The following is a 24,344-nucleotide window of genomic DNA, read 5'->3' on the forward strand; positions in this document are numbered from 1 at the left end:
GCTCGCTCGGCAGGGGATCGCCAGACACGGTCCGGGATTCACCGGCAGGCAAGCTGCCGTTGGCCGGGCGGACCCCGGAGCCGGATAGAAGTTCGGCATGACCGAACAGACTCCCCTCCACCGTCGCGGCGTGCTCAAGGCCGGCCTGGCCGGCGCGGGCGTGCTCGCCTCCGGCGTCCTCGGCGCCGGTACCGCCGCCGCGTTCGTCCGCGGCGGACGCCCCGTCCTCACCCACGGCGTGCAGTCCGGCGACGTGAGCACCAATTCCGCGATCGTGTGGACCCGCGCGGACCGGCCCTCGCGCATGCTCGTCGAGATCGCCGCGGACCCGTCGTTCCGCCGCGCCCGCCGGCTGCGCGGACCGCTGCTCACGCCGGAGACCGGGGGCACCGGCAAGCTGCGGATCCCCGGACTGACGCCTGGCACGGAGGTGCACTACCGCGTCACCGCCGAGGACCTCGACGGCCGGGTCTCCAGCGAGCCGCTCACCGGCCGGTTCCGCACCGCGCCGCTCGGCCGCGCCGATGTGCGCCTCGTGTGGTCGGGCGACGTCGCCGGGCAGGGCTGGGGCATCAACCCCGACATCGGCGGCATGACGGCGTACGCGGCGATGGCCGCACGTCGCCCGGATCTGTTCCTGCACAACGGCGACACCGTGTACGCCGACGGGCCGCTGACCGAGACCGTCGAGCTGCCGGACGGCCGCACGTGGCGCAACGTCGTCACGCCCGAGAAGACCAAAGTCGCGGAGACGCTCGACGAGTACCGGGGACAGTTCGCGTACAACCTGCTCGACGAGAACGTGCGCGCGTTCGCCGCGGCCGTGCCGAGCTACGTCCAGTGGGACGACCACGAGGTGACCAACAACTGGTACCCCGGCGAGATCCTGGACCTGCCGCAGTACACCGAGAAGCGCGTGGACGTGCTGGCGAAGCGGGCGTTCCAGGCGTTCCACGAGTGGCAGCCCATCGACGCGAAGGCCGCCGTCGACGGCCGGGTGTACCGCAGCTTCACTCGCGGCAGGCACGCCGAGATCTTCGTGCTGGACATGCGTTCCTACAAGGACGCCAACACGTCGGACAAGACGGCGCCGGGCACGGTGCTGGGACAGCGGCAGGCGAGCTGGCTCGTCCGCGAGCTGGCGCGCAGCACCGCGACGTGGAAGATCATCCAGGCCGACCTGCCGATCGGGCTGATCGTGCCCGATGGCCAGCACATCGAGGGTGTCGCGAACGGGCTGCCCGGTGCGCCGGGCGGGCGGGAGAGCGAGCTCGCCTGGGTGCTGCGGGAGATCGCGCGCAGGCGGGTGCGCAACGTCGTGTGGCTGACGGCCGACGTGCACTACACGGCGGCGCACCACTACTCGCCGGACCGCGCGTCGTTCACCGACTTCGAGCCATTCTGGGAGTTCGTGTCCGGCCCGCTGCACGCGGGGGCGTTCGGGCCGAACACACTCGACCCGACGTTCGGGCCGAAGGCGGAGTTCGTGCACGCGCCGCCGGTGGCGAACACCTCGCCGATGGACGGCTACCAGCATTTCGGGGAGCTCAACATCGACGGTGCGAGCGGGGACCTCACGGTGGACCTGCGCGACGGCACGGGTGCCTCGCTCTGGTCGAGGACCCTGCGCCCCGAGCGCGGGTGAGCGGGCCGCTAGGCTGCCAGCACCGTTCTCGCAGTTAATGAAGGAGTAACACCCCGTGAGTGAGCGCACGCTGGTTCTGGTCAAGCCCGATGGCGTCAAGCGGGGCCTCGTCGGCGAGGTGATCTCGCGCATCGAGCGCAAGGGGCTCACGCTCGCCGCGATGGACCTGCGCGTCGTGGAGCGTTCGGTCGCCGAGGAGCACTACGCCGAGCACAAGGACAAGCCGTTCTTCGGTGAGCTGCTGGAGTTCATCACCTCCGGTCCGCTCGTCGCGATCGCCGTGGAGGGCCCGAGGGCCATCCCGGCGTTCCGTCAGCTCGCCGGTGGCACCGACCCGGTGGAGAAGGCGACGCCGGGCACGATCCGCGGCGACTTCGCCCTGGAGACGCAGTTCAACCTGGTGCACGGCTCCGACTCCCCGGAGTCCGCCGAGCGCGAGCTGAAGCTCTGGTTCCCCGACCTCTGAGCCAACTCTGATCGGCCCCCAAGGCCACCTTTGGTGCGCTGAGCGCAACAAAGGTGGCCTTGGGGGCTGTTGTGTTCAGCCCTGGCGGGTGATCCCCCTTCTTCGCTACCGTCGGTCAGGTGACTGGTAGTTGATCTCCATAAGGGGCTGGGGGATGTGAGACGTTTTCGAAGTGTGGCCGTGCTGGGTTCGCTCGTGGTCGCAGCCGGGCTGGTCGCCGCGGGACAGGCCGGAGCCGCGGACGAGGTACTGGGCACCAACGGCGCGCCGGTACCGGAGCTGAGCTGGGGACCTTGCGCCGAGTGGGTGTCCCCGGAGTACGAGTGCGCCGAGGCGGAGGTGCCGCTGTCCTACCGGGACCCGCACGGCGAGACCATCACGCTCGCGCTGGGCAGGCTGCCCGCCGTCGACCAGGCGAACAAGCTCGGCACGATCTTCTACAACCCCGGCGGGCCCGGCGGCTCCGGCCGCATCCCGCCCGAGCTGACCCCGGAGCTGCACCAGCGCTTCGACATCGTCGGGTTCGACCCGCGCGGCGTCGCCGAGAGCACACCGCTGCGCTGCTTCGACGACCCCGCGCAGGGTGAGCTGCTCGCGGGCTACTTCCCGGTGACGCCCGGGGAAACCCGCCAGCGCATCGCCGACACGCGCAAGGGCGCCCAGCTCTGCGCGCAGAACGCGGGACCGCTCATCGGGCACATGTCCACCGCGAACGTCGCCCGCGACATGGACCTGCTTCGCCAGGCGCTCGGCGAGGAACAGGCGTCGTACTACGGCATCTCCTACGGCAGCCACCTCGGCACCGTCTATGCCAACCTGTTCCCGGAGAACGTCCGCTCGCTGGTGATCGACGCCGTGCTCGACCCCGTCGAGTGGACGACCGGGAGCGATCCCGCAGAGCGCTTCCAGCCGTTCTCCTACCGCCTCGGCAGCTTCGACGGCTCGCAGCGGTCGCTGGAGACCTTCCTTGCCGAGTGCGAGGCCGACGAGCGCTGCGCGTTCCGCGAGCCGGGCCGCGACCTCGGCGAGAAGTACGACGCGATCCTCGGCGCCCTGCGCGAGGGGCCGGTCGACATCCTGCCGCCGGGTGCCGGCGAGCCGGTGGAGGTGACCTACCAGCAGGCCGTGTCGTCCACGCTCGGTGCGCTCTACGACGCGAGCGGGTCGGCGGGTCTCGCCGAGTTCCTCCAGGCGCTGTCCGACGCGACCGAGCCCGGGGTGCAGGCCCGGAGTGTCCCGGTCGCCGAGATCCCGGAACCCGCGCCGCAGCCCGGATTCCAGGAGCAGGACGAGTACTACGCGGGACCGGAGCAGGGGATCGGCGTCTTCTGCGCGGACACCGACAACCCGCGCAACCCGTGGGCGTGGACGGCGTACGGCCGCAAGGCCGACCGCGAGGCACCCGGATTCGGTCCACAGTGGACGTGGCTGTCGTTGCCGTGCGCCTCGTGGCCCGCGTCCGATCCGGACCGCTACGCGGGCCCGTGGGACAAGCAGACCGCCAACCCGGTGCTCGTGGTCGGCAACAGCCTCGGCGACCCGGCGACGCCCTATGAGGACGCCGTCAGCACGGCCGAGCGCCTCGGCGACGCGCGGCTGCTGACGCTGGAGTCGTTCGGCCACGGCGCCCGCGGCAACAGCGCCTGCGTCGACTCGGCCCTGGACGCCTACTTCATCGAGGGCAGGCTTCCCGCCGAGGGCACCGTCTGCCAACCGGACCGGGACCCCTTCGACCCGGTTTCCTAGTTCCGCGCCATGCAGTGAAGGCCACCATCACTGCGTTCAACGCAGGCATGGTGGCCTTCACTGCATCCGGGGTCAGAGCTTGCCGAGGCCCTCGGCCGCGAGGATCTCCGCGATCGTCTCTGTCTCCGAGGGCGACAGGGGTGCCAGGGGCTGGTTCGTCGCGGGGCAGTCGATGATGCCCCGCAACGCCATCGCCGCCTTGAACGCGCCGAGTGCCCCCGCGGTGAATCCGATGCGGCCGAGGTCGGCCACCGAGACGATCTCGAACAGCCGCGCGAGCCGGTCCTGCTCGGCGGCCGCGGCGGCCGCGTCACCGTCGCGCGCGGCCCGGTACAGCCGTACGTAACCGTGCGGGTCCACGTTGCCCAGGCCCGGCACGAGTCCCGCCGCGCCCAGCCGCACCGCCGTGTCGGCGAGCAGCTCCGACCCGCTCAGCGCGGGCAGCCCGGTGCGCCGCAGGATCTCCCGGAAGGTCGCCAGGTCACCGCTGGAGTCCTTGAGCGCCACCACGTCCTTCGACTCCGCGAGCTCCACGACGATGTCGGGTGTGAGCCGGGCGCAGACCGCGCTCGGGATGTCGTAGGCCACCACGGGCACGTCCACGGCGGCGTGCACGTGCCGGAAGTGCGCGACGATCTCGGCCGGGTGCGGTTTGACGTAGAACGGGGCCGTCACCACCACGGCGTCGGCGCCCAGCTCGGCGGCCTGCCGCGCGTGCTCGATCACCCGCCGCGTGCCGGTGTCGACGGCGCCCGCGAGCACCGGCACGGCACCGGCCACGGCGCCAACGGTGACCTCCACGACGGCACGCCGCTGCGCGGTGTCCAGCAGGGCGACCTCCCCGCTCGACCCTCCGACGAACACGCCGTCGACGCCGGCGTCGAGCTGACAGGCCACGAGCCGTTCCAGCGAGCGCCGGTCGACCTCCCCGCGTTCGTCGAGAGGGGTCACGAGCGGGGGGATGACACCGTGCAGGGAAAGGCCGGAATCAGACACCACTGGTGGTCTTCCTTTCAGGGGGCAGCAACGCGGGCGCGTCGGAGTCGATCTTGAGGGCGCGGCCGATCCGCGCGGGCACGTTGAAGCCGATGATCAGCGCGACCACGATCGTCAGCGAGCCGGCGAGCACGGTGAGCGCGGTGCCGAGGCTGCCGATGTCCTCCGCGATCGCGGCACCGGCCAGCGGGGCGACCGCGCCGCCGAGCGCGCCGACGTTGTAGGAGAACCCGAGGCCGGCCGCGCGCAGCCGTGTCGGGAAGTGGTCGCCGATGTACTTGGGCAGCAGCCCGGAGATGCCCTGGCTGGTCGCCTGCATGACGAACAGCAGCACCCACAGCAGCACGATGTTGCCGGCCGGAAGCGCGAACACGGGGAACACGAACAGCAGCGACACGAACAGGCCCAGCACGTAGGCCCTGCGCGTGCCGAGCTTGTCGCCGATGATCCCCGCGAGGCACGAGCCCGCCGCGTAGCCGAGCCCGGCCCACGTGAGCGCGTTGGACACCTGCCCGGCGTCGTAGCCGAGGTCGGTCTTGAGGTAGGTCGGCAGGAGCGACTGGATCGGCCACGAGTACAGGAACGCACAGAAGACCGTGATCATGATCGCGATCATCACCGGCCACATGCGACCCGCGAGCTGGATCGCGAGCACCACGAAGCAGAGCGCCGTGAGCGCGATCAGGTACGGCGTCGCGCCGCCGCCGGTCTTGGTGAAGATGAACACCAGCGCGGCGGAGAGCACGACGGCGAGCGCGGCGTTGGGCAGCCGTCGCTTCGGCGAGAACAGCACCGACGAGGTCGTGACGTCCTTGCGGTCGCCGACCTCGGATTTCCATTCGGCGGCTTCGGGCAGCGCGCGCCGCAGGTACAGGGTGAGCGCGATCGGCACCAGTCCGGCGTAGAACAGCCAGCGCCAGCCCGCGGCAGGGACGATGAGCTCGTAGGCGAGTGCGGCGAGCACCGTGCCGATGGGATAGGCCGAGAGCAGGAAGCCGGTGGCGCGGTTGCGCATCGACTTCGGCCACGACTCCATGACGTAGGTGGCGCTGGAGCCGTACTCGCCGGCCATGCCGATGCCCACGACGGCGCGGAAGATGAACAGTGACCAGTAGTCCCACGCGAAACCGCAGAGCCCGCTGCCGACCGAGAAGGCGAGGATCGCGAGGATCATCGCCGGTTTGCGGCCGTAGCGGTCGGCGATCGCGCCGAGGACGAGTCCGCCGAGCCAGCGGGACACGAAGGCGGCGGAGACGAGTGTGGCCGCCTGCGTCAGGTCGAGCCCGAAGTCGTCGGCGATCTCGGTGAGGATGAGCGTGATCAGGATGAAGTCGAAGCCGTCGAGCAGGTAGCCGAGCCAGGCGGCGAAGAACGCCTTGCGCTGTCCTCGGTCGAGCTCACGGAACGACCCCTGGCTGGCGGGCGGCGACGCTGCCATGGCCTGGACCTCCGTAGGTTCGAGGACATAGGATGTCCTATGTCAGGCGGTACCGTAGCTTCGGAAAGGCCAGGATGCAAGCACTCCGTTCCGGCACGCTCAGCGGCATCTGGGCGAGCGTGCTGCTGCCCGTCGGGCCGGACGACGCCATCGACTTCGAGCGCCTCCGCGCCGCGCTCGACAAGGTGCTGGGCTCTGGTGTGCACGGCGTCTACACCAACGGCACCGCGGGGGAGTTCTTCACGCTCACCGAGGCCGAGTGCGACGAGCTGCACGCGCTCGTCGCCGAGCGCGCCACGGTGGCCGGCGTTCCGTTCCAGCTCGGCGCGAGCCATCCGAGCGGGCAGGTGTCCCTCGGCCGGATCCGGCGCGCCGCCGCGCTGCGGCCAGGCGCCATCCAGGTCGTGCTGCCAGACTGGCTGCCACTGGGCCAGGACGAGGTGGTCGACGCCGTGCGCGGAATGGCCGATGCGGCGGACGGCGTGCCCCTCGTGCTCTACAACCCGCCCTACGCCAAGACCCAGCTCGGTCCGGAGCTGCTCGGCCGCCTCGCCGGGGAGGTACCGGAGCTGATCGGCGTGAAGGTGCCCGGCATCGCCGTCGCACGCCACCTCACCGGGCGGCTCGCGGTGTTCGTCGCCGGCCACACGCTCGCGTCGGCCACCGCCGAGGGCGCGGCCGGCTCGTACTCCAACGTCGCGTGCCTGAGCCCGGCCGGTGCCGTGCGCTGGTACGAGTCGATGCGCACCGACCCGGCGTCGGCCCTCGACCTGGAACGGCGGCTGCGCGCGTTCCTCGACCAGCACATCGTTCCGCTGGCGCGGGAGGGCTACTGCGATCCCGCGCTCGACAAGACCCTCGCCGCGATCGGCGGCTGGGCGGACCTCGGCACGCGGGTGCGCTGGCCGCACCGCTCGGTGCCGCCGGAGCGGATCCCCGGGCTGCGCGCCGCGGCCGCCGCGGCTGTGCCCGAACTGCTCGCCGAACCGGTGGCCCATGGGTGAACATCTAGACTCCGTACCCGTGGGTACCTCGGCGAGTGGGCGGCAGTCGGGCGCACGCGCCAACCAGCGTGCGCTCCAGGAGTCGATCAAGCGGCTGATCGTGGACCGCGGGCTCGTGCCCGGCTCCCCGCTGCCCACCGAGTTCGAGCTCATGGAGGAGCTCGAGGTGAGCAGGCACCCGCTGCGCGAGGCGATGAAGGCGCTCGAGGCCGTCGGCATCGTCGACATCCGGCACGGCTACGGCACCTACGTCGGCTCCGTGCCGCTGTCGGCGCTCGAGACCGGGCTGGCTTTCCGCGGCGCGCTGTCGGTGCGGGGCGACTACGCCGACATCCGGAACCTCCTCGAGGTGCGCGAGGTGCTGGAGTCCGGCCTCGTGGGGCACGTGCTCGCCGCCTACGACCGGCTCGACTTCGCCGCGCTCGACGAGGCCGTCGCCGCGATGGAGCGCGAGGCCGAGCAGGGCCGCTACGCGCCGACGGAGGACTGGCGCTTCCACGAGACGCTCTACCGGCCGCTCGGCAACGATCTCGTGCTCGATCTGCTGCAGGTGTTCTGGAAGGTGTTCAACGCGCTCGACGCGCAGCTGCCGAGGGCCGACGACACCCCCGTGGTCACCGCGCAGTGGCACCGCGCGATCCTGGAAGCCTTGCGCGCCAAGGACGAACCCGCCCTGCGCGCGGCCGTCGACGAGCACTTCCGCGGCATCAGGGCGCGCGTGGCCACCTCGCCGTAGGTTCGCTTTCCGTTCATTCCCAGTACTTCCGGCGTCGGCCCGGCCCCGGTCTAATGATCACGACCGCTGGGGAAAGCTGGGGTGTTCGGTGAGAACTGCACGTGTGGCCGCGGTGTGCGCCGCGGTGGTGGTCGTCCTGCCCGTCACGCCGTCGGCGGCGGATCCGCTCGACGCGCCGCTCGGGCCGCCTCCCGTCGAGACGGTCGCGGCGGCGGACGGCGACGCCGGACTGATCACCGACACCGCGACGACTCCCGTCGCGCCGGGGCTGACGCTCACGGAATTCGACCGCTTCGACCCTCAGGGCTGGATCCGCGGTGACACTCTCGCCATCGACCTCACCGCCGGCCTGCGCCCCACCTATCTCAGCCCGGGCGCCGTGTCGGCGCGGACGCCGCTGTCCGAGCAGGTGGCCCGTGCGGGCGCGGTCGCGGGCGTGAACGGCGACTTCTTCGACATCAACGCCACCGGCGCTCCGCTCGGCGTCGGCATCGACGACGGTGAGCTGCAGACGGCACCGGCCTCGGGGCACAACCTCACCGCGGCCATCACGGAGGACGGGACCGCCCGGCTCGCCGAGGTGTTCCTCACCGCGTCGCTCACGTTGCCGGGCGGCGAGGTCGTGCCGGCCACCAACCTCAACGGTGCACGCCTGCCCGCGAACGGTATCGGCGTCTACACCCCGTTGTGGGGCAGCGCTTCCCGGGCCACGTCGGTCGCCGGAGCGCAGCGCGTCCGCGAGGTCGAGGTCCGCGACGGCGTCGTCACCGCCGTGCGGGACAAGCCCGCCGAAGGGCCGATCGCGGGCGGCAGCACCGTCGTGCTCGCGCGCGACGGCGGTGCGGACGCGCTCGCGGCGCTGAAGCCCGGCGACGCGGTGACGGTGGAGTACGCGCCCCGCACCGAGGCGGGCGACGTCTCCGTCGCGGTCGGCGGCAACAAGGTGCTGCTGCGAGACGGCGTGGTGCAGAACGTCGACGCGGCGACGGCGCATCCGCGCACGGCGGCCGGGTTCTCCGCCGACGGCACGAGGATGTGGCTCGTCACCGTCGACGGCAGGCAGGCCGACAGCAGGGGCATGACCGAGCTGGAGCTCGCACGGCACCTGAAGTCGCTCGGCGCCGACGACGCGCTCAACCTCGACGGCGGCGGCTCCTCCACACTCCTCGCCCGCGAACAGGGGGAGCAGGTTCCGACCGTGCACAACTCGCCCTCCGACGGCGGGGAACGCCTCGTGCCCAACGGGATCGGCTTCGCGACCAAGCCCGGCAGCGGCAGGCTCACCGGCTTCGCGCCGGAACCCGCGCAGGAGAGCGAGGACGCCACACGCGTGCTCTCGGGGCTCACCCGGGTGCTCGACGCCGGCGGGCACGACGAGACCGGCGCCGCCGTGGCGAGCAGGCCGTTCTGGCGCACCACAAACGCCGCGCGGGGCACCGTCAGGAACGGCGTGTTCACGGCGCGGGCCGACCGGCGCGACCCCGCGAAGCGCGCCGAGGTGGACGTCGTCGCGATGGAGCGCGGCAAGCGCGGCAGCACCACGCTCACCGTGCTCGGCGAGCCCGAGCGCCTCGGCACGAGCACCGAACGGCTCGCGCTGTCCGGCAAGGGCGCCACCGGCGCCTTCCAGGTCTACGGCTACGACGCCGACGGCTACGGCACGTGGCTCGAACCCCGCGACGTGAAGCTGGAGTACGACCCCTCGGTCGTCCGGGTCGAGGCCGAGGGCGACCACTTCACCGTCACCGCGCTCAAAGACACCGGAGCCTCGGTGATCAAGGCCGGCGCGGCCGGGCTCACCACCCACCTCGCCGCCGCGGTCGGCAGCGAGCCGAGGGTGCTCGCCCCGCTCGACGGCACCGGGGGCTGGCGCGCGACGGTCTACCCCAGCGTGGTCGGCGCGGCGCTGTCGGCGGCCGAGGGCCGCGACGGCGGCCGGGGGCTCGCGCTCGACTACCGCCTCACCGGAACCAACGCCACGCGCGCCGCCTACGTCACCGCCGCGCAGCCGCTCGCGCTGCCCGAGGGCACGCAGAAGGTCGGCCTGTGGGTCAATGGCGACGGCAAGGGCGCGTGGCTGCGCGCCGAGCTGCGGGACGCCGCGAACGTGGCGTCGGTGGTCGACCTGGCGCTCAGCGTCGACTGGACGGGCTGGCGCTACGTCGAGGCCGTCCTGCCGGAGGGCCTGCCGCAGGGGCAGCGGCTCACGCGCTTCTACGCCGTTGAGAACGTGCCGGCCCAGCAGTACGAGGGCAGGCTCGTCTTCGACGACCTGACCGCGCACGTGGCGGCGACGGCCGAGCCGCCCGCCGACCCCGGCACCCGCGACCCCGCGCTCGTCACCGACGGCACGGTGGGCCCTCGGGGCTTGCGGATCGCCGTGCTCAGCGACGCCCAGTTCACCGCCGACAACCCGGACGGCCCGCTCGTCGCGCAGGCCAGGCGCACCATGCGCGAGGCCGTCGCCGCGCGGCCGGACCTCGTGCTCATCAACGGTGACCTCACCGATCGCGGCACGGCTCCCGACTTCGCTCTCGCCCGTACGGTGATCAGCGAGGAGCTGGAGGGCAAGGTCCCCTGGTACTACGTGCCCGGCAACCACGAGGCCGACGGCGGCAGCGGGCTCGCGGAGTTCCAGGCCGAGTTCGGCGAACCCTACCGGGTCGTGGACGTCGAGGGCATCCGGCTCGTGCTGCTCGACACCTCCCGCGGCAGCCTGCGGGCGGGCGGGTTCGACCAGGTGCGCCTGCTCGACGAGGCCCTCGACCGCGCCGCCCGCGACCGTGCGATCCGCGGCGTGGTGGTGGCCATGCACCACCCGGTCGACGACCCCGCTCCGGCGGGCAACTCGCAGCTGGCCGACCGTAAGGAGGCGGATCTGGTCACCGACTGGCTGACGGAGTTCGAGGAGCGCTCCGGCAAGCCGGCCGCCGCGATCACGTCCCACGCCGGTGTCTTCGACCTCACGCGCGAGGACGGCGTGCCGTACCTGGTGAACGGCAACTCTGGCAAGGCGCCGTCGGCCGCGCCCGGCGACGGGGGCTTCACGGGCTGGAGCATCGTGCGGGTCGACCCGGACGACCGCGGCGAACCCGTTCGCGTCGAGACCCGCCCGCACGTCGACGAGCTCACGCTCGCCGGGCCCGGCCGGCTCGCGAGGGGCGCGGAGGGAACCGTGACGGCTGAGGTGACGCAGTCCGGGCGCACGGTTCCGATCGCCTACCCGGTGAGCGCCGACTGGGCGGGCGACCGGGTGCACGTGGCCGCACCGGGAAGCCGGCCGTCACCGCGCGACCTCGCGACGTTCGACCCGGCGACCGGGACCCTCACCGCGCTGCGCAGGGGCGTCGCCGAGCTGACCGTGACCGTGAACGGGGTGAGCGCCACCCTGCGCTGCGCCATCGGCTAAACCGCTCGATTCTGTCGGAGGTGCGTGGCAGTGTGCCAACCGTGGGAGCGGAGACAGACGACACCACCATGGTGGAGGCCAAGGCGCTGGTGAAGCGCTTCGGCGAGTTCGAGGCAGTCCGCGGCATCGACCTGCACGTCCGCAAGGGAGAGGCGTTCGGGTTCCTCGGCCCGAACGGCGCGGGCAAGTCCTCCACGATGCGCATGATCGCGTGCGTGTCGCCTCGCTCCGACGGTGAGCTGAAGGTGCTGGGCATGGACCCGGACCGCGAGGGTCCGCGCGTCCGCGCCCGGCTCGGCGTCGTGCCGCAGCAGGACAACCTCGACACCGAGCTCACGGTCCGGCAGAACCTGCAGGTGTACGGCCGGTACTTCGGGCTCTCCAAGGCCCACGTGCGGCGCAAGGCCGTCGAGCTGATGGAGTTCGCGCAGCTCACCGAGCGGGCCGACGACGAGGTGGAGCCGCTGTCCGGCGGCATGAAGCGGCGGCTCACCATCGCGCGCTCGCTCGTCAACGACCCCGAGCTGCTGCTGCTCGACGAGCCCACCACGGGGCTCGACCCGCAGGCCCGGCACCTGCTGTGGGACAGGCTCTTCCGGCTCAAGTCCGTCGGGGTCACGCTCATCGTCACAACCCATTACATGGACGAGGCGGAACAACTCTGCGACCGGCTCGTCGTGATGGACGGCGGGCGCGTGGTCGCCGAGGGCTCGCCGGCCGAACTCATCGCGCGGTACTCCACGCGGGAGGTGCTGGAGTTGCGTTTCGCCCCCGGTGACCAGGAGGCGGCCGTGGCGCGGGTGACCGACCTCGGCGAGCGGGTCGAGGTGCTGCCCGACCGGATCCTGCTGTACACCGCCACCGGTGAGGCGGCGCTGGAACAGGCGCACGGCAGGGGAGTGCGGCCGCTGTCGAGCCTCGTGCGCCGCAGCACGCTGGAGGACGTCTTCTTGCGGCTGACCGGCCGGACGCTGGTGGACTAGTGCGCCCCGCCGGAAGTTCGCCACATAATTCGGCGGCCCAGCTTCCCGCTGGCTGCGTTGCCGGTCCGCCCAAGTACGGCCCAGTACGAGAACGAACCGGCGCCTTGCCAGCGGAAACCTGGATCCACCGACTCAAGCAACAGACTTCCGACGGAGGGCACTAGTGCCCCGTCAACGAAGGTCGGTGTGGTTGTCCGTGGACGCGGGTGTTCGCCTGCAAGGCGCGGGAGCGTCCTCGCACCGGACGTACCCGGGCGCTTCCGCGACGCGGCCGGCGGGCGGCTTGGCGGCGGAGAACCGTGCTGGACCCTGCTCGAGGGGGCACTGACATGGCCGCCGTCTCCTCTGGACGTGTCGTCGGCTCGTGGCGCGCGGCTTGGCTGCGGGTCGAGGGCCACTGGACGTGGTACCGCCGCTACTGGCGGTCCAATCTGTACTCCTCGGGCCTGCAGCCGCTGCTGTACCTGTTGGCGATGGGCATCGGGTTCGGCTCGCAGGTGGAGCCCGGCCCCGCCACCGGCGGACTGGCCTATGTGCACTACGTTGCCCCGGCGCTGCTCGTCGCCGGCGCCGTGCAGTACGCGGTGGGCGAGTCGACGTTTCCCGTGCTGTCGGGGTTCAAGTGGCAGAAGGACTTCATCGCGGTCACCTCCACACCCGTCACGGCGGGCCAGGTGCTCGGAGGACAGCTGATCTGGGTGGCGATCCGGCTGTTGCTCTCCGGCGTGGTGTACCTGTTGATCGCCTGGCCGTTCGGCGCCTGGCTGAACGCGGGAGCGATCCTCGTCGTGCTCGTCGGCGCGGCCACCGGCATGGCCTGCGCGGCGCCGCTCATGGCCGTCGCGGCCACCACCTACGACGAGGGCTCGCGGTTCACGTCGATCTTCCGGTTCATCGTGATGCCGATGCTGTTGTTCGCGGGCACCTTCTTCCCGATCGAGCAGATTCCGGCGGCGATCCGGTGGCTGGCGTGGATCTCCCCCCTGTGGCACGGCAACGAGCTCGCCCGAGGGGCCACACTCGGTGGTCTGGGCGTCTTGCCCGCGCTCGGGCATGTGGCGTTCCTGGTGGCCCTGTTCGCGGCGGGCGGGCTCGCGGCCCGGCGCTACTTCTACCGGCGGCTGGTGGTGTGAGCGATGGTGACGACCGAAGCCCCGGCGCGCGGCGGACTGCTGCTGCGCATCCTGCCGCCCTCGCTCTACGCGGGCCGCGCGAGCGCGCTCGTGGAACGCTCCGCGCTGGCCTACTCGCGGGCCTGGCTGGTTTTCCTTTCCGGTTTCCTCGAGCCGTTGTTCTACCTGCTGGCCTTTCAGATCGGCTTCGGCAAGCTGGTCAGCGAGGTCACCGGGCCGGGCGGGCAGACGCTGAGCTACGTCGCGTTCGTCGCCCCGGCGCTGCTCGCGGCCTCCGCGATGAACGGCGCCGTGTTCGATTCCACCTACGGCGTGTTCTTCAAGTTCCGCTACCAGAAGACCTACGAGGCGATGCTGGCCACGCCGATCGGCCCACTCGACATCGCGCTCGGCGAGATCGCCTGGGCGGTGCTGCGCGGTGGCCTGTACGCGCTCGCGTTCTTCGGCGTGATGGGCGTGCTCGGGCTCGTCGCCTCACCGTGGGCACTGCTGCTCGTGCCCACGGCACTGCTGGTGTCGTTCGCGTTCGCGGCGGTGGGCATGGCCTGCACGACGTTCCTGCGGTCGCCGTCGCAGTTCGACTACATCAACCTCGCCGTGATGCCGATGTTCTTCTTCTCAACGACCTTCTACCCGCTGTCGGTCTATCCCGAGCCCCTGCAGTACGCCGTGCAGTGCCTTCCCCTGTACCACGCCGTCGAGCTGATGCGCGGGTTGTCGGTCGGCGTCCTGGACGCGAGCATGATCGGGCACGTCGCGTACCTCGCCATCCTCGCCGTGCTCGGGGTCCACTGGGCGTCCCGCAGGCTCTCGGGGCTCCTGCTCCGGTGACCCCTCGCCGTCGGACACCGCGGCGAACGCGTCGACGATGCCCCGGCCGTAGAAGCCGTTGTAGCCGAGGTACCCGGCGCAGTAGGCGTCCTGCATGCCGTTGCCGCTGAGGTCGTAGTCCTCGGGGCAGGCGACGGGCTCGGCCTGCTCGCCAAGCGCCTCGCGCAGCTCTGCCGGGGTCGCGCCCGGCCGGGCCGACGCGAGCAGCGCGGCCACGCCCGAGACGTGCGGCGCCGCCATCGAGGTGCCGCAGAGCGGCTCGTATCCGCCGGGCACGGTGGAGAGCACGCAGTGTTCGCCCTCACCGCCCGGGGCCGTGAGATCGATCACCCCGAGCCCGTACGAGCTGTAGCCGGCCTTCACCCCGGCGTGGTCGACGGCCGACACGGCGATCGTCTCGCGCAGCCCGGCCGGAAGCACCTCGCAGGAGCCCTCCTCTCCGGCGGAGCCGCTCGCCGGCGACGGCGTGACGTCGAGCGCGCCGTTGGTCGCGGCGGCGACGTTGAGGGTGCCGGCCTCGTCGGCATACTCCACGGCCCGCGCGAGCGCCTCGCGGATCACCGCCTGGCCCTTGCTGCTCGTGCACGGTGTTCCGGGCGAGGTCACGGAGAAGCTGCTGTTGGCCACCTCGATGCCGTTGCGGGCCGCCCACATGAGCCCGCAGACCGCGGCCTCGGGGTCGACGTAGCCCTGGTCGTCGATCACCTTCACCGAGGCGAGGCGCACACCGGGCGCGACGCCCGCGATGCCCTTGCCGTCGTCGGCAGCCGCGACGATGCCCGCGACGTGCGTGCCGTGCGGCGAGGCCGTCGGCGCCCACGCCTCTTCGGACTGCTCCGGCACGCCCGTGAGGCAGCCCGCCGACAGCGACTCGTCCACAGCGTGGGCCAGGTCGGGATGGGCGGCGTCGATGCCCGAGTCGAGCACGGCCACGGCCACGTCGGCGCTGCCAGGGTCGACCGCGCGGGCCAGGTCGGCGCGCACTGCGCGCATGTCCCACTGCTCGCCGGTGAGGTCGGCGGCGGGCACGTTCCCGCCGGTCGCGATCGGTCTGGGCCGGGTGGGCGACGCCGCCGGGGCCGAGGTGTCCACGTCGCGTTCGGCCTGGGCGCTGTAGGCGCGGTCGTCGCCGAGCGCGCCCGCGAATTCCGGGCTGGCCGAGGTGGCCACCGCCACGCCGATCTCGGGGTAGTAGCCGGTCGCCTCACCGCAGGCGTTCTCGATCGCACTGGCCGCGTCCCGCTCGGGCGTTCCCCGGTCGAACAGCACGAGATAGCGCAGCGACACGCCCGGACCCGGACACGAGTCACCGGGATCCGCCGTGGCGTCACTCGCGGTGCCCAGCGTGGTGGTGACCACGAGGGCCGCGCAGGCGACCAGCACACTCCCACGCACCAGTACTGGACCTCCGAAGACCGCACCGGGCGGCCGACGCCGTTTCCCCTGCCGTGCGCACGGTAACGAGCCGGTCGGGGCCGGACAAGCTGTCGGCGGAAGTTCCCCCGGCCGGTGTCCGGCGGCCCCAACCACACGGCGTCCGCCCGGCCGTGTGGGATACTGGGTGACGGCTGCTGAGCCGTTGTCGCCACGGAAGGGGTGGTGAGCGACGGTCGGCGGCCCGGTGACGTGCTGAAAGAGCTCCAGGTCGTCGCCGCCCCGCGCATCCCGCGCCAGGCGGCTCGACGACTCGGGAGGTACCGAGTGGCCAGAGCTCGGTCAGGACGTCGCCGCGGGACCCGCCACTGCGGGCGTGCCGGCACCACCGGCTACTCAGTGGCATGAGAGGCAAGGATTCCCGTCGGCGGTGGACCCCACCACGGCGGTACAAAATAGGAAACGGCTCCTGTGCGGCCGCGTTCTGCCAGCCGGTTCCGGTGCCGGGGAAACTCTCCTCGGCCGGGGCGGGCCGGCAGACGCGCCCGGGGGCGAAGGAGACACATGTCGAACGCGGAGACACCCGCCGAGAACACAGGCGGGACTACCGCCACATCCACTGCCGGCGCATTGGCAGAGCTGCCGAACCGGGTCAGGGTGCACGCCCTGGCGAAGCTGCTGGGCTCCAGCAGCCGTGAGGTACTCGCGAAGCTCGCCGAGCTGGGCGAGACCGCGCGCAGCGCGCAGTCGAGCGTGCCGAAGGACGTGGCGCTGAAGGTCGCCGACGCGCTGGGCGCGCTCGACGAGGCCGTCGAGGAGGCCGCCGAGGCCGGCGGTGCCGAAACCGTGACCCCGCCCGAGCCTGCCCCGCAGACGCCCACGGAGCCGGAGCAGCCCGCCGAGCAGGCCCCGGCCGCTTCCGCCACCCCGGAGCCCGAGCCCGCCCCCGCACCGCGGCCCGTGCACACGCCTGTGTTCGCGGCGCCCTCGCCGGTGTTCCTGCCGCCGGAGCCCGTTGCCGAGCCCGCTCCCAAGAAGCAGGAGAAAACGGACAAGGCAGCGAAGCCAGAGAAGCCGGAGCAGGACGAGGCCGAGGCCGAGGCCGAGGTCGACGAGCAGGAGCAGCAGGGCGCCGACGGCGAGTCGGGCGACGCGGGCGAGGGCGGCCGCAGGCGTCGCCGCCGGGGTCGTCGAGGCCGGGGCCGGGGCAAGGGCGGCGACGACAACGCCGCCGACGAGCAGGCGGACTCCGAGGCCGCCGATGGTGGCGAGGCCAAAGCCGAGGACGCCGACGAGCAGGCCCAGAAGGCCGATGAGAGCGCCGAGCAGGACGAGACCGACGGCGAGGGTGGCAGCAAGCGCCGTCGCCGCCGTCGCCGCCGCAAGGGCGGGGACGACGACGGAACGGACGGCTCGGGCACGGACGACCCGCCGAACACCGTCGTGCACGTGCGTGACGGCAAGGCCGCCGACAACAAGACCGAGGCCCGCGACGGCGTGCGCAGCGTGCGCGGCTCGACCCGGCTCGAGGCGAAGCGTCAGCGCCGCCGGGACGGCCGGGAGGCAGGCCGCAGGCGGGCGCCGATCCTGTCCGAGTCCGAGTTCCTGGCCAGGCGAGAGTCCGTCGAGCGCACCATGGTCGTCGCCGAGCGCGGCGACTCGACGCAGATCGGCGTGCTCGAGGACGGCGTTCTGGTCGAGCACTTCGTGACCACATCGGGCAGCGGCTCGATCGTGGGCAACGTCTACCTCGGCCGCGTGCAGAACGTGCTGCCCTCGATGGAGGCCGCGTTCATCGACATCGGACGCGGCCGCAACGCCGTGCTGTACGCCGGTGAGGTGGACTGGGACGCCGCCGGGCTGGAGGGCAAGGCCCGCAAGATCGAGCAGGCGCTTTCCACGGGCGACAACGTGCTGGTGCAGGTCACCAAGGACCCGGTCGGCCACAAGGGCGCCCGCCTCACCACGCAGATCTCCCTGCCCGGCCGGTTCCTCGTGTACGTTCCCGCCGGCGGCGCCACCGGCATCTCCCGCAAGCTGCCCGAGAACGAGCGGCGCAGGCTCAAGGACATCCTCAAGCGCATCGTCCCCGAGGACGCCGGCGTGATCATCCGCACCGCGTCGGAGGGCATCAGCGAGGAGGAGCTCGCCCGCGACGTGCGCAGGCTCAAGGCCCAGTGGGAGATCATCAAGGAGAAGGCGGACTCCTCGACCGGCTCGGGCAAGAAGTCCAGCGCCCCCGTGCTGCTCTACGAGGAGCCGGACCTGCTGGTCAAGGTCGTGCGTGACCTGTTCACCGAGGACTTCGCGAAGCTGGAGGTCCAGGGCGCCACGGCGTGGGAGACCATCCACGCCTACGTCGAGCACGTGGCGCCGGACCTGACCGACCGGCTCAAGCGCTACGTCGGCAACGGCGACGTCTTCGCCGAGCACCGGATCGACGAGCAGCTCACCAAGGCGCTCGACCGCAAGGTGTGGCTGCCCTCCGGTGGTTACCTGGTCATCGACCGCACCGAGGCGATGACGGTGATCGACGTCAACACCGGCAAGTTCACCGGCTCCGGCGGCAACCTCGAGGAGACCGTCACCCGCAACAACCTGGAGTCGGCGGAGGAGATCGTCCGCCAGCTCCGGCTGCGCGACATCGGCGGCATCATCGTCATCGACTTCATCGACATGGTGCTGGAGTCCAACCGTGAGCTGGTGCTGCGCAGGCTCACCGAGTGCCTCGGCCGTGACCGGACCCGGCATCAGGTCGCCGAGGTCACCTCGCTCGGGCTCGTGCAGATGACCCGCAAGCGGGTCGGCACCGGCCTGCTGGAGGCCTACTCCACGACGTGTGAGCACTGCAAGGGCCGCGGCGTGATCGTCACCACCGAGCCGAACAAGGGCAACGGCGGCGGCAACGGCAACGGTCACCAGCACGGTGGCGGTGGGGGCGGACGGCGCTCCCGCGGCCGCGGCAAGGGCGGCGGTGGCGAGGAGGAGGCCGCGCGCACGGCCGAGGCCACGCCGAGCGGGCCGACCCCCGTGCAGCGTGAGTCCGTCGTCTCGGCGGTGCAGGCCATGGCCAACGCCTCGAAGGCGGCCGGCGGCAAGCCCGACGAGGCCGACAAAGCCGACAAAGCCGACAAGCCCGCCGATGCGCCGAAGGCTGGGCAATCCGACAAGGCCGAGCCCGAGAAGGCCGCGCAGCCGGAGAAGGCCGCGCAGCCGGAGAAGGCCGCGCAGCCGGAGAAGGCCGCGCAGCCGGAGAGGGCCGCGCAGCCCGAGAAGGCCGAGAAGGGTGCGAAGCCGGAGCGGCCGGTCCAGGCCGAGCCCGCCGCGGCAGAGCAGGAGCAGCCGGTCCAGGCCGCGCCCGGCGCGGCCGAGTTGCCCACCGAGCCGGAGGTCGCCAAGCAGCAGCCCGCGGAGGCCGAGAAGGGTGCGAAGCCGGAGCAGGCCGAGCCCGTGAGGAGCAGGCGGCCGGCCAGGGCGTCGCGGCCCGCGGGGCCTCCCGCGGTCGAACAGGCCGCCGAGGCCGGACGGGCGGAACAGGCCGAGCCCACCGCGCGGCCGCTCAACGGGCACACGCCGACCCACCAGGTCGCCACGCCCGAGCCCGCCACGAGCCCCGCGGCCGCGGAGAAGGCGCAGGGCGGCGAGGAGCAGTCGGTCGAGGCCGAGCCGGAGCAGCCGTCGGTCCCGGCACCCGCCGTGCGCACCACCACCCGGCGTCCGCGCCGGGCGGCGAGCCGTCCTGCGGGACCGCCGGTGCACGCGCAGGAGAACGGTTGATGACCACCCCCGTGCGCCCGGTGAACAGGGCGCACAGTAAACTGCTGAGCGGCCCGCTGTTGGAGCGGGTCGCCGCGCGCGAAGCTTGGGACGCCCAGAGCGGACCGTTCGCGTGAGCCCCCACCCACAGTCGAGCAAGCAGGAGACTTCCGTGTCGGCGTATGCAGTCGTCAAGACCGGCGGCAAGCAGTACAAGGTCGCCGTTGGCGATGTCGTCGAGGTCGAGAAGCTCGAGGGCGAGCCGGGCACCGAGCACACCTTCCCCGCCGTGCTTTACGTCGACGGCGGCGAGGTCACCGCGGACGCCGACGCGCTGGCGAAGGTCTCGGTCACCGGCAAGGTCGTCGAGCAGACCAAGGGTCCCAAGATCCGCATCCACAAGTTCAAGAACAAGACCGGCTACCACAAGCGGCAGGGTCACCGGCAGAAGCTGACCCGCATCGAGGTCACCGGCATCAACAAGTAAGCCTGACGCTTTCAGAGGAGGGTGACCAGAGATGGCACACAAGAAGGGCGCGTCCAGCTCCCGCAACGGTCGTGACTCCAACCCGCAGTACCTCGGCGTCAAGCGGTTCGGTGGTCAGGTCGTCAAGTCCGGCGAGATCCTGGTTCGCCAGCGCGGCACCAAGTTCCACCCGGGCGTGAACGTCGGCCGTGGCGGCGACGACACGCTGTTCGCTCTTGCCGCCGGCTCGGTGCAGTTCGGCACCAAGCGCGGCCGCAAGACGGTCAACATCGTGCCGGTCGAGGCCTGAACCGGCCCGGCCAGCACGCGCTAGCACACTCGAACGAGGGGCGGGCCCGGAACACATCCGGACCCGCCCCTCGTTCGTGCTTGTGGCAGACATTCCAGCTCGGCAGGAGAGGCACAAAATGGCATCCCGCTTCGTCGATCGCGCGGTGATCCACCTGGCCGCCGGCAACGGCGGCAACGGGTGTGCCTCGGTGCACCGTGAGAAGTTCAAGCCGCTCGGTGGGCCCGACGGCGGCAACGGCGGCAGCGGCGGCGACGTCCTGCTGATCGTCGACCCCAGCGTGCACACCCTGCTGGACTTCCACTTCCGCCCGCACGCCAGGGCCGGCAACGGCAGGCCCGGCCAGGGCAGCAACCGCAACGGCGCCGCGGGGGAGACCCTGGAGCTCCGCGTGCCGGACGGCACGGTCGTGCTCACCGAGGACGGCGAGGTGCTCGCGGACCTCATCGGCGCGGGCACCACCTTCGTCGCCGCCAAGGGCGGCCGGGGCGGGCTCGGCAACGCGGCGCTGGCCTCGCGGGCGCGCAAGGCGCCGGGGTTCGCGCTGCTCGGCGAGGAGGGCGAGGCCCGTGACCTGGTGCTGGAGCTGCGCTCGGTCGCCGACGTCGGTTTGCTGGGCTTCCCGTCCGCGGGCAAGTCGTCGCTGATCTCGGTGCTCTCGGCGGCCAAGCCGAAGATCGCCGACTACCCGTTCACCACACTCGTGCCGAACCTCGGCGTGGTCACCGCGGGCGACACCGTGTTCACCATGGCGGACGTTCCCGGGCTGATCCCGGGTGCCAGCCAGGGCAAGGGCCTCGGCCTCGACTTCCTGCGGCACATCGAACGCTGCGCGGTGCTGGTGCACGTCATCGACTGCGCCACGTACGAGCCCGGCCGCGACCCGGTCTCGGACATCGACGCGCTCGAGGAGGAGCTCGCGCGCTACACGCCCGCGCTCGGTGGCGACCTCGCCGACCGGCCACGCGTGGTGGTGCTCAACAAGATCGACGTGCCGGACGCCGCGGAGCTCGCTGAGCTGGTGCGACCCGACCTGGAGGCACGGGGCCTGCGCGTCTTCGAGGTCTCGACGGTGTCGCGCAAGGGCTTGCGGGAGCTGACCTTCGCGCTGGGTGAGGTCGTCGAGTCGTACCGGGCCGCTCTGCCCGCGCCGACGCCGGCGAAGATCGTGCTCACACCGCGCGCCGTCGACGACTCCGGTTTCTCGGTGGCGCCCGACCCCGACGAGCCAGGCGCCTACATCGTGCGCGGCCCGCGACCCGAACGCTGGGTGCGGCAGACCGACTTCGGCAACGACGAGGCCGTCGGCTACCTCGCGGACCGGCTCAACCGCCTCGGCGTCGAGGAAGAGCTGGCCAGGATGGGCGCGGAGCCGGGCAGCCAGGTCACCATCGGCGACTACAGCTTCGAGTGGGAGCCGTCGACTCCGGGCGCCGTGACCCACCTTGCTGGACGGGGCACGGACCCCCGCTTGGAGCACCGCAGCCGCGTCACCGCGGCTGAGCGCAAGGAAGCCCGCAGGGTCCGCCGCGAAGGAGAGCCCGAGTCCCGTGAGGACGCCGGTGAGTGACCAAACCCGCGCCGCCATCGCCGCCGCGTCGCGCCTGGTCGTCAAGGTCGGCTCCTCCGCGCTGACCACCGCGGGCGACGGGCTCGACGTCGCCAGGCTCGACGCGCTGGTCGACGCCATCGCCGAGCGCGTCGCGCGAGGGGCCCAGATCGTGCTGGTGTCGTCGGGCGCGATCGGCGCGGGACTGGCTCCGCTGTCGCTCGGCAAGCGCCCCCGGGACCTCGCGACCCAGCAGGCGGCCGCGAGCGTCGGCCAGCTCGCTCTCGCCCACGCCTATGCCGAGTCGTTCGGCCGCTACTCGCTCACGGTCGGCCAGGTGCTGTTGACGTCGGACGACGTGGTGCGCCGTGCCCACTACCGCAACGCCGAGCGGACCTTCTCCCGGCTGCTGGCACTCGGCGCCGTCCCCGTGGTGAACGAGAACGACACCGTCGCCACCGAGGAGATCCGATTCGGCGACAACGACCGCCTCGCCTCACTCGTCGCCCACCTCATCCGGGCCGACGCACTCGTCCTCCTCTCCGATGTGGACGCTCTCTACGACGGAGACCCCCGCGCGGGAGGAACTCGGCGCATCACCGAGGTCGCGGACGAGTCCGATTTGGACGGACTGTCCGTCGGTATGTCGAGCTCCGGCCTCGGCACCGGCGGCATGATGTCGAAGGTCGCCGCAGCACGCACGGCGGCCTCCAGCGGTGTCCCCGTGCTCATCGCCGCTGCCGCCGACGCCCGCGAGGCCCTCGGCACCGCCGAGGTCGGCACCGTTTTCCGCGCCGCAGGCTCACGCCTGTCCGCGCGGCGGTTCTGGCTCGGCTACGCCGCGGGATCCACCGGCAGGCTGCATCTCGATGACGGTGCCGTGGCCGCGGTGGTGCGCCGCAGGCGATCGCTCCTTGCCGCCGGCGTTACCGGTGTGGACGGCGACTTCCAAGCAGGCGACGTCGTCGACCTCGTCAACCCCGCGCAGCAGGTCGTTGCCCGCGGTGTGGTGGCCTTCGACGTCACCGAGCTTCCGGAGCTGATCGGCCGCTCCACCCACGACCTTCCGCCCGAGCAACGACGCGAGGTCGTGCACGCCGACGATCTCGTGCCGTTGCGGCACCGCTGACCCGTACGTCCTAACGCAACTCGCTGCGGTTGGTCTCCGGCAGGCGCAGGATCACGAAGAACGCGATCGCGGCTCCCACCGCGACGTACCAGAAGAACAGCGTCGAGGCGCCTGCGTCGGACAGCGCGGTGATCACGAGCGGAGCCGTGCCGCCGAATACGGCGACCGTGAGGTTGTACCACGCTCCGATGCCGAGGCCGCGCAACGACGTCGGGAACAGCTCGCTCATGATCGCCGGTGCGATCGACGTCATCGCGGTGTAGAGCCCGAGGCCGACACAGAACACGACGAGCAGCCCACCGAGTCCGGGACCGACCAGGGTGGAGAGCGGGACGATCAGGATGGCCGTCGCCGCCGACCACACCAGCAGCTGCGGTTTGCGGCCGAATCGGTCCGACAGCATGCCCATCGGGTACTGCAACGCCACGAACAGCGCCGTCGCGATCGAGAGGGCGAGGAACACGTCGACGTCGTCAGCCTCGCGCGTGTTCACCGCGAACGGCGTGAGCGCGCTGAAGAACGTGTAGTAGCACAGCGTCGACAGCATCGTGAAGCCGACGAGCTGCCCCACGGCCTTCGGGTGCTTCCGCAACGTGGTGAGCAGCGGCCGGGACACGCGGCGGGCCACGGCCTTGTTGTCCTTGAACTGCTCGGTCTCGTGGAGGCTGGACCGCAGCCAGAGCCCGACGAGCCCGAGCACACCGCCGAGCAGGAACGGGATGCGCCAGCCCCACGACTCCAACTGGGCCTCGTCCATCGTGCGCGCGAGCGTGAAGCCGAGGACGGAGGCGAGCAGGACCGCACTGCCCGTGGAGATGTAGAAGAACGAGGAGTAGCGGCCGCGCCGTTCCTTGGGCGCGATCTCGCCGAGGTAGGCAGAGGCGTTGGACACCTCGCCGCCGAGCGAGAGGCCCTGTGCCACGCGCGCCAGGAGTAGCAGGAGCGGAGCCAGCCAGCCGACCTGCGCGTAGGTCGGCAGGAGGCCGATGACGAGCGAGCCGCCCGCCATCAGCACGATTGTGAAGATCATGGCTGGCTTGCGGCCGCGGAGGTCGGCGAAACGGCCGATCAGCATTCCGCCGAGTGGCCGAAAGAAGAACGCCAGCGCATAGGTGGCGAAGGTGTTGATCTGGGCCAGGTCGCCGGGGAAGAACGCGCTGGCGAAATAGATACTGAAGGTCGCGTAAATGGTCCAGTCGAACCATTCGAGGGCGTTGCCGACGCTCGCGGCGAAGAGCTTGCGCACCGGAAGCCGGTGCTGTACGGGCGCATTCACGTTCGACTCGGTCATGTCGACCCTCCACCTCACCGAAGTGTGAGTTGGCACTTTGCCACACGGACCGGTGTGGTGGAAGGTCTCCAACCGCAACGGA

At 71.7% G+C, this 24,344-nt stretch carries 17 protein-coding genes and 1 pseudogene; 14 read left to right on the forward strand and 4 right to left on the reverse strand.

From position 1 onward, the window contains the following. Positions 1-97: 97 nt before the first annotated feature. The 3 genes from FCN18_RS24120 to FCN18_RS24130 all read left to right on the forward strand — a co-directional run bounded on the left by FCN18_RS24120 (position 98) and on the right by FCN18_RS24130 (position 3,857). Positions 98-1,645 carry an alkaline phosphatase D family protein gene (locus FCN18_RS24120; RefSeq protein ID WP_112275586.1) on the forward strand — a complete coding sequence of 516 codons (1,548 nt, stop codon included), beginning with the start codon at positions 98-100 and terminating at the stop codon, positions 1,643-1,645. A 55-nt stretch (positions 1,646-1,700) separates the two neighbouring features. Continuing rightward, positions 1,701-2,111 carry a nucleoside-diphosphate kinase gene (gene ndk / locus FCN18_RS24125; protein WP_110342831.1) on the forward strand — a complete coding sequence of 137 codons (411 nt, stop codon included), beginning with the start codon at positions 1,701-1,703 and terminating at the stop codon, positions 2,109-2,111. A gap of 180 nt (positions 2,112-2,291) precedes the next feature. After that, positions 2,292-3,857, forward strand: a complete 1,566-nt coding sequence (locus FCN18_RS24130; RefSeq protein WP_228714103.1) for an alpha/beta hydrolase — start codon at positions 2,292-2,294, stop codon at positions 3,855-3,857. Positions 3,858-3,929: 72 nt separating this feature from the next. Here FCN18_RS24130 and FCN18_RS24135 read toward each other — a convergent pair whose 3' ends face one another. Both FCN18_RS24135 and FCN18_RS24140 read right to left on the reverse strand, forming a co-directional pair. Then, entirely contained in the window at positions 3,930-4,856 is a 927-nt protein-coding gene (locus tag FCN18_RS24135; protein ID WP_137096140.1) for a dihydrodipicolinate synthase family protein, read from the reverse strand. Further along, positions 4,846-6,291: an MFS transporter gene (locus tag FCN18_RS24140; protein ID WP_112275592.1), complete on the reverse strand. Its 1,446-nt coding sequence runs from the start codon at positions 6,289-6,291 to the stop codon at positions 4,846-4,848. Before FCN18_RS24140 ends, FCN18_RS24135 begins: the two co-directional genes overlap by 11 nt. A 74-nt stretch (positions 6,292-6,365) precedes the next feature. On the opposite strand from FCN18_RS24140, the gene FCN18_RS24145 reads away from it, so the two are divergent. The 6 genes from FCN18_RS24145 (at position 6,366) to FCN18_RS24170 (ending at position 14,387) form a co-directional block, all read left to right on the forward strand. After that, entirely contained in the window at positions 6,366-7,295 is a 930-nt protein-coding gene (locus tag FCN18_RS24145) for a dihydrodipicolinate synthase family protein (protein WP_112275805.1), read from the forward strand. A gap of 19 nt (positions 7,296-7,314) precedes the next feature. Next, a complete protein-coding gene (locus FCN18_RS24150) occupies positions 7,315-8,031 on the forward strand; it encodes a FadR/GntR family transcriptional regulator (RefSeq protein ID WP_228714104.1) in 717 nt (238 codons plus the stop codon). A gap of 88 nt (positions 8,032-8,119) precedes the next feature. Then, complete coding sequence (locus FCN18_RS24155) at positions 8,120-11,440, forward strand: phosphodiester glycosidase family protein (RefSeq protein WP_228714105.1); 3,321 nt, start codon at positions 8,120-8,122, stop codon at positions 11,438-11,440. A gap of 68 nt (positions 11,441-11,508) precedes the next feature. Beyond that, positions 11,509-12,423 carry an ABC transporter ATP-binding protein gene (locus FCN18_RS24160; RefSeq protein WP_112275809.1) on the forward strand — a complete coding sequence of 305 codons (915 nt, stop codon included), beginning with the start codon at positions 11,509-11,511 and terminating at the stop codon, positions 12,421-12,423. A 329-nt stretch (positions 12,424-12,752) separates the two neighbouring features. Further along, positions 12,753-13,556 (forward strand): ABC transporter permease, encoded by an 804-nt coding sequence (locus FCN18_RS24165; RefSeq protein WP_112275596.1) that lies wholly within the window; start codon positions 12,753-12,755, stop codon positions 13,554-13,556. Between the two features lie 3 nt (positions 13,557-13,559). Continuing rightward, entirely contained in the window at positions 13,560-14,387 is an 828-nt protein-coding gene (locus FCN18_RS24170) for an ABC transporter permease (protein ID WP_137096141.1), read from the forward strand. Positions 14,388-14,399: 12 nt separating this feature from the next. Here the strand turns inward: FCN18_RS24170 and FCN18_RS24175 are convergent. Beyond that, a pseudogene (locus FCN18_RS24175) lies at positions 14,400-15,782 on the reverse strand (S8 family peptidase); the annotation flags it as partial. A 543-nt stretch (positions 15,783-16,325) separates the two neighbouring features. Between FCN18_RS24175 and FCN18_RS24180 the strand changes: the two are divergent. The 5 genes from FCN18_RS24180 to proB all read left to right on the forward strand — a co-directional run bounded on the left by FCN18_RS24180 (position 16,326) and on the right by proB (position 22,971). After that, a complete protein-coding gene (locus tag FCN18_RS24180) occupies positions 16,326-19,538 on the forward strand; it encodes a translation initiation factor IF-2 N-terminal domain-containing protein (RefSeq protein WP_137096142.1) in 3,213 nt (1,070 codons plus the stop codon). A gap of 151 nt (positions 19,539-19,689) precedes the next feature. Further along, a complete protein-coding gene (gene rplU, locus FCN18_RS24185) occupies positions 19,690-20,004 on the forward strand; it encodes a 50S ribosomal protein L21 (RefSeq protein WP_112275601.1) in 315 nt (104 codons plus the stop codon). A 31-nt stretch (positions 20,005-20,035) separates the two neighbouring features. After that, complete coding sequence (gene rpmA / locus FCN18_RS24190) at positions 20,036-20,293, forward strand: 50S ribosomal protein L27 (RefSeq protein WP_110342822.1); 258 nt, start codon at positions 20,036-20,038, stop codon at positions 20,291-20,293. A gap of 118 nt (positions 20,294-20,411) precedes the next feature. Continuing rightward, positions 20,412-21,863, forward strand: a complete 1,452-nt coding sequence (gene obgE / locus FCN18_RS24195; protein WP_137096143.1) for a GTPase ObgE — start codon at positions 20,412-20,414, stop codon at positions 21,861-21,863. Further along, entirely contained in the window at positions 21,856-22,971 is a 1,116-nt protein-coding gene (gene proB, locus FCN18_RS24200; RefSeq protein WP_112275811.1) for a glutamate 5-kinase, read from the forward strand. Before obgE ends, proB begins: the two co-directional genes overlap by 8 nt. A 10-nt stretch (positions 22,972-22,981) precedes the next feature. Here the strand turns inward: proB and FCN18_RS24205 are convergent, their stop codons facing one another. Then, a complete protein-coding gene (locus FCN18_RS24205) occupies positions 22,982-24,262 on the reverse strand; it encodes an MFS transporter (RefSeq protein WP_112275603.1) in 1,281 nt (426 codons plus the stop codon). Positions 24,263-24,344 lie beyond the last annotated feature (82 nt).

It is taken from the genome of Prauserella endophytica, from assembly GCF_005146945.1.
Taxonomy (GTDB): domain Bacteria; phylum Actinomycetota; class Actinomycetes; order Mycobacteriales; family Pseudonocardiaceae; genus Prauserella_A; species Prauserella_A endophytica.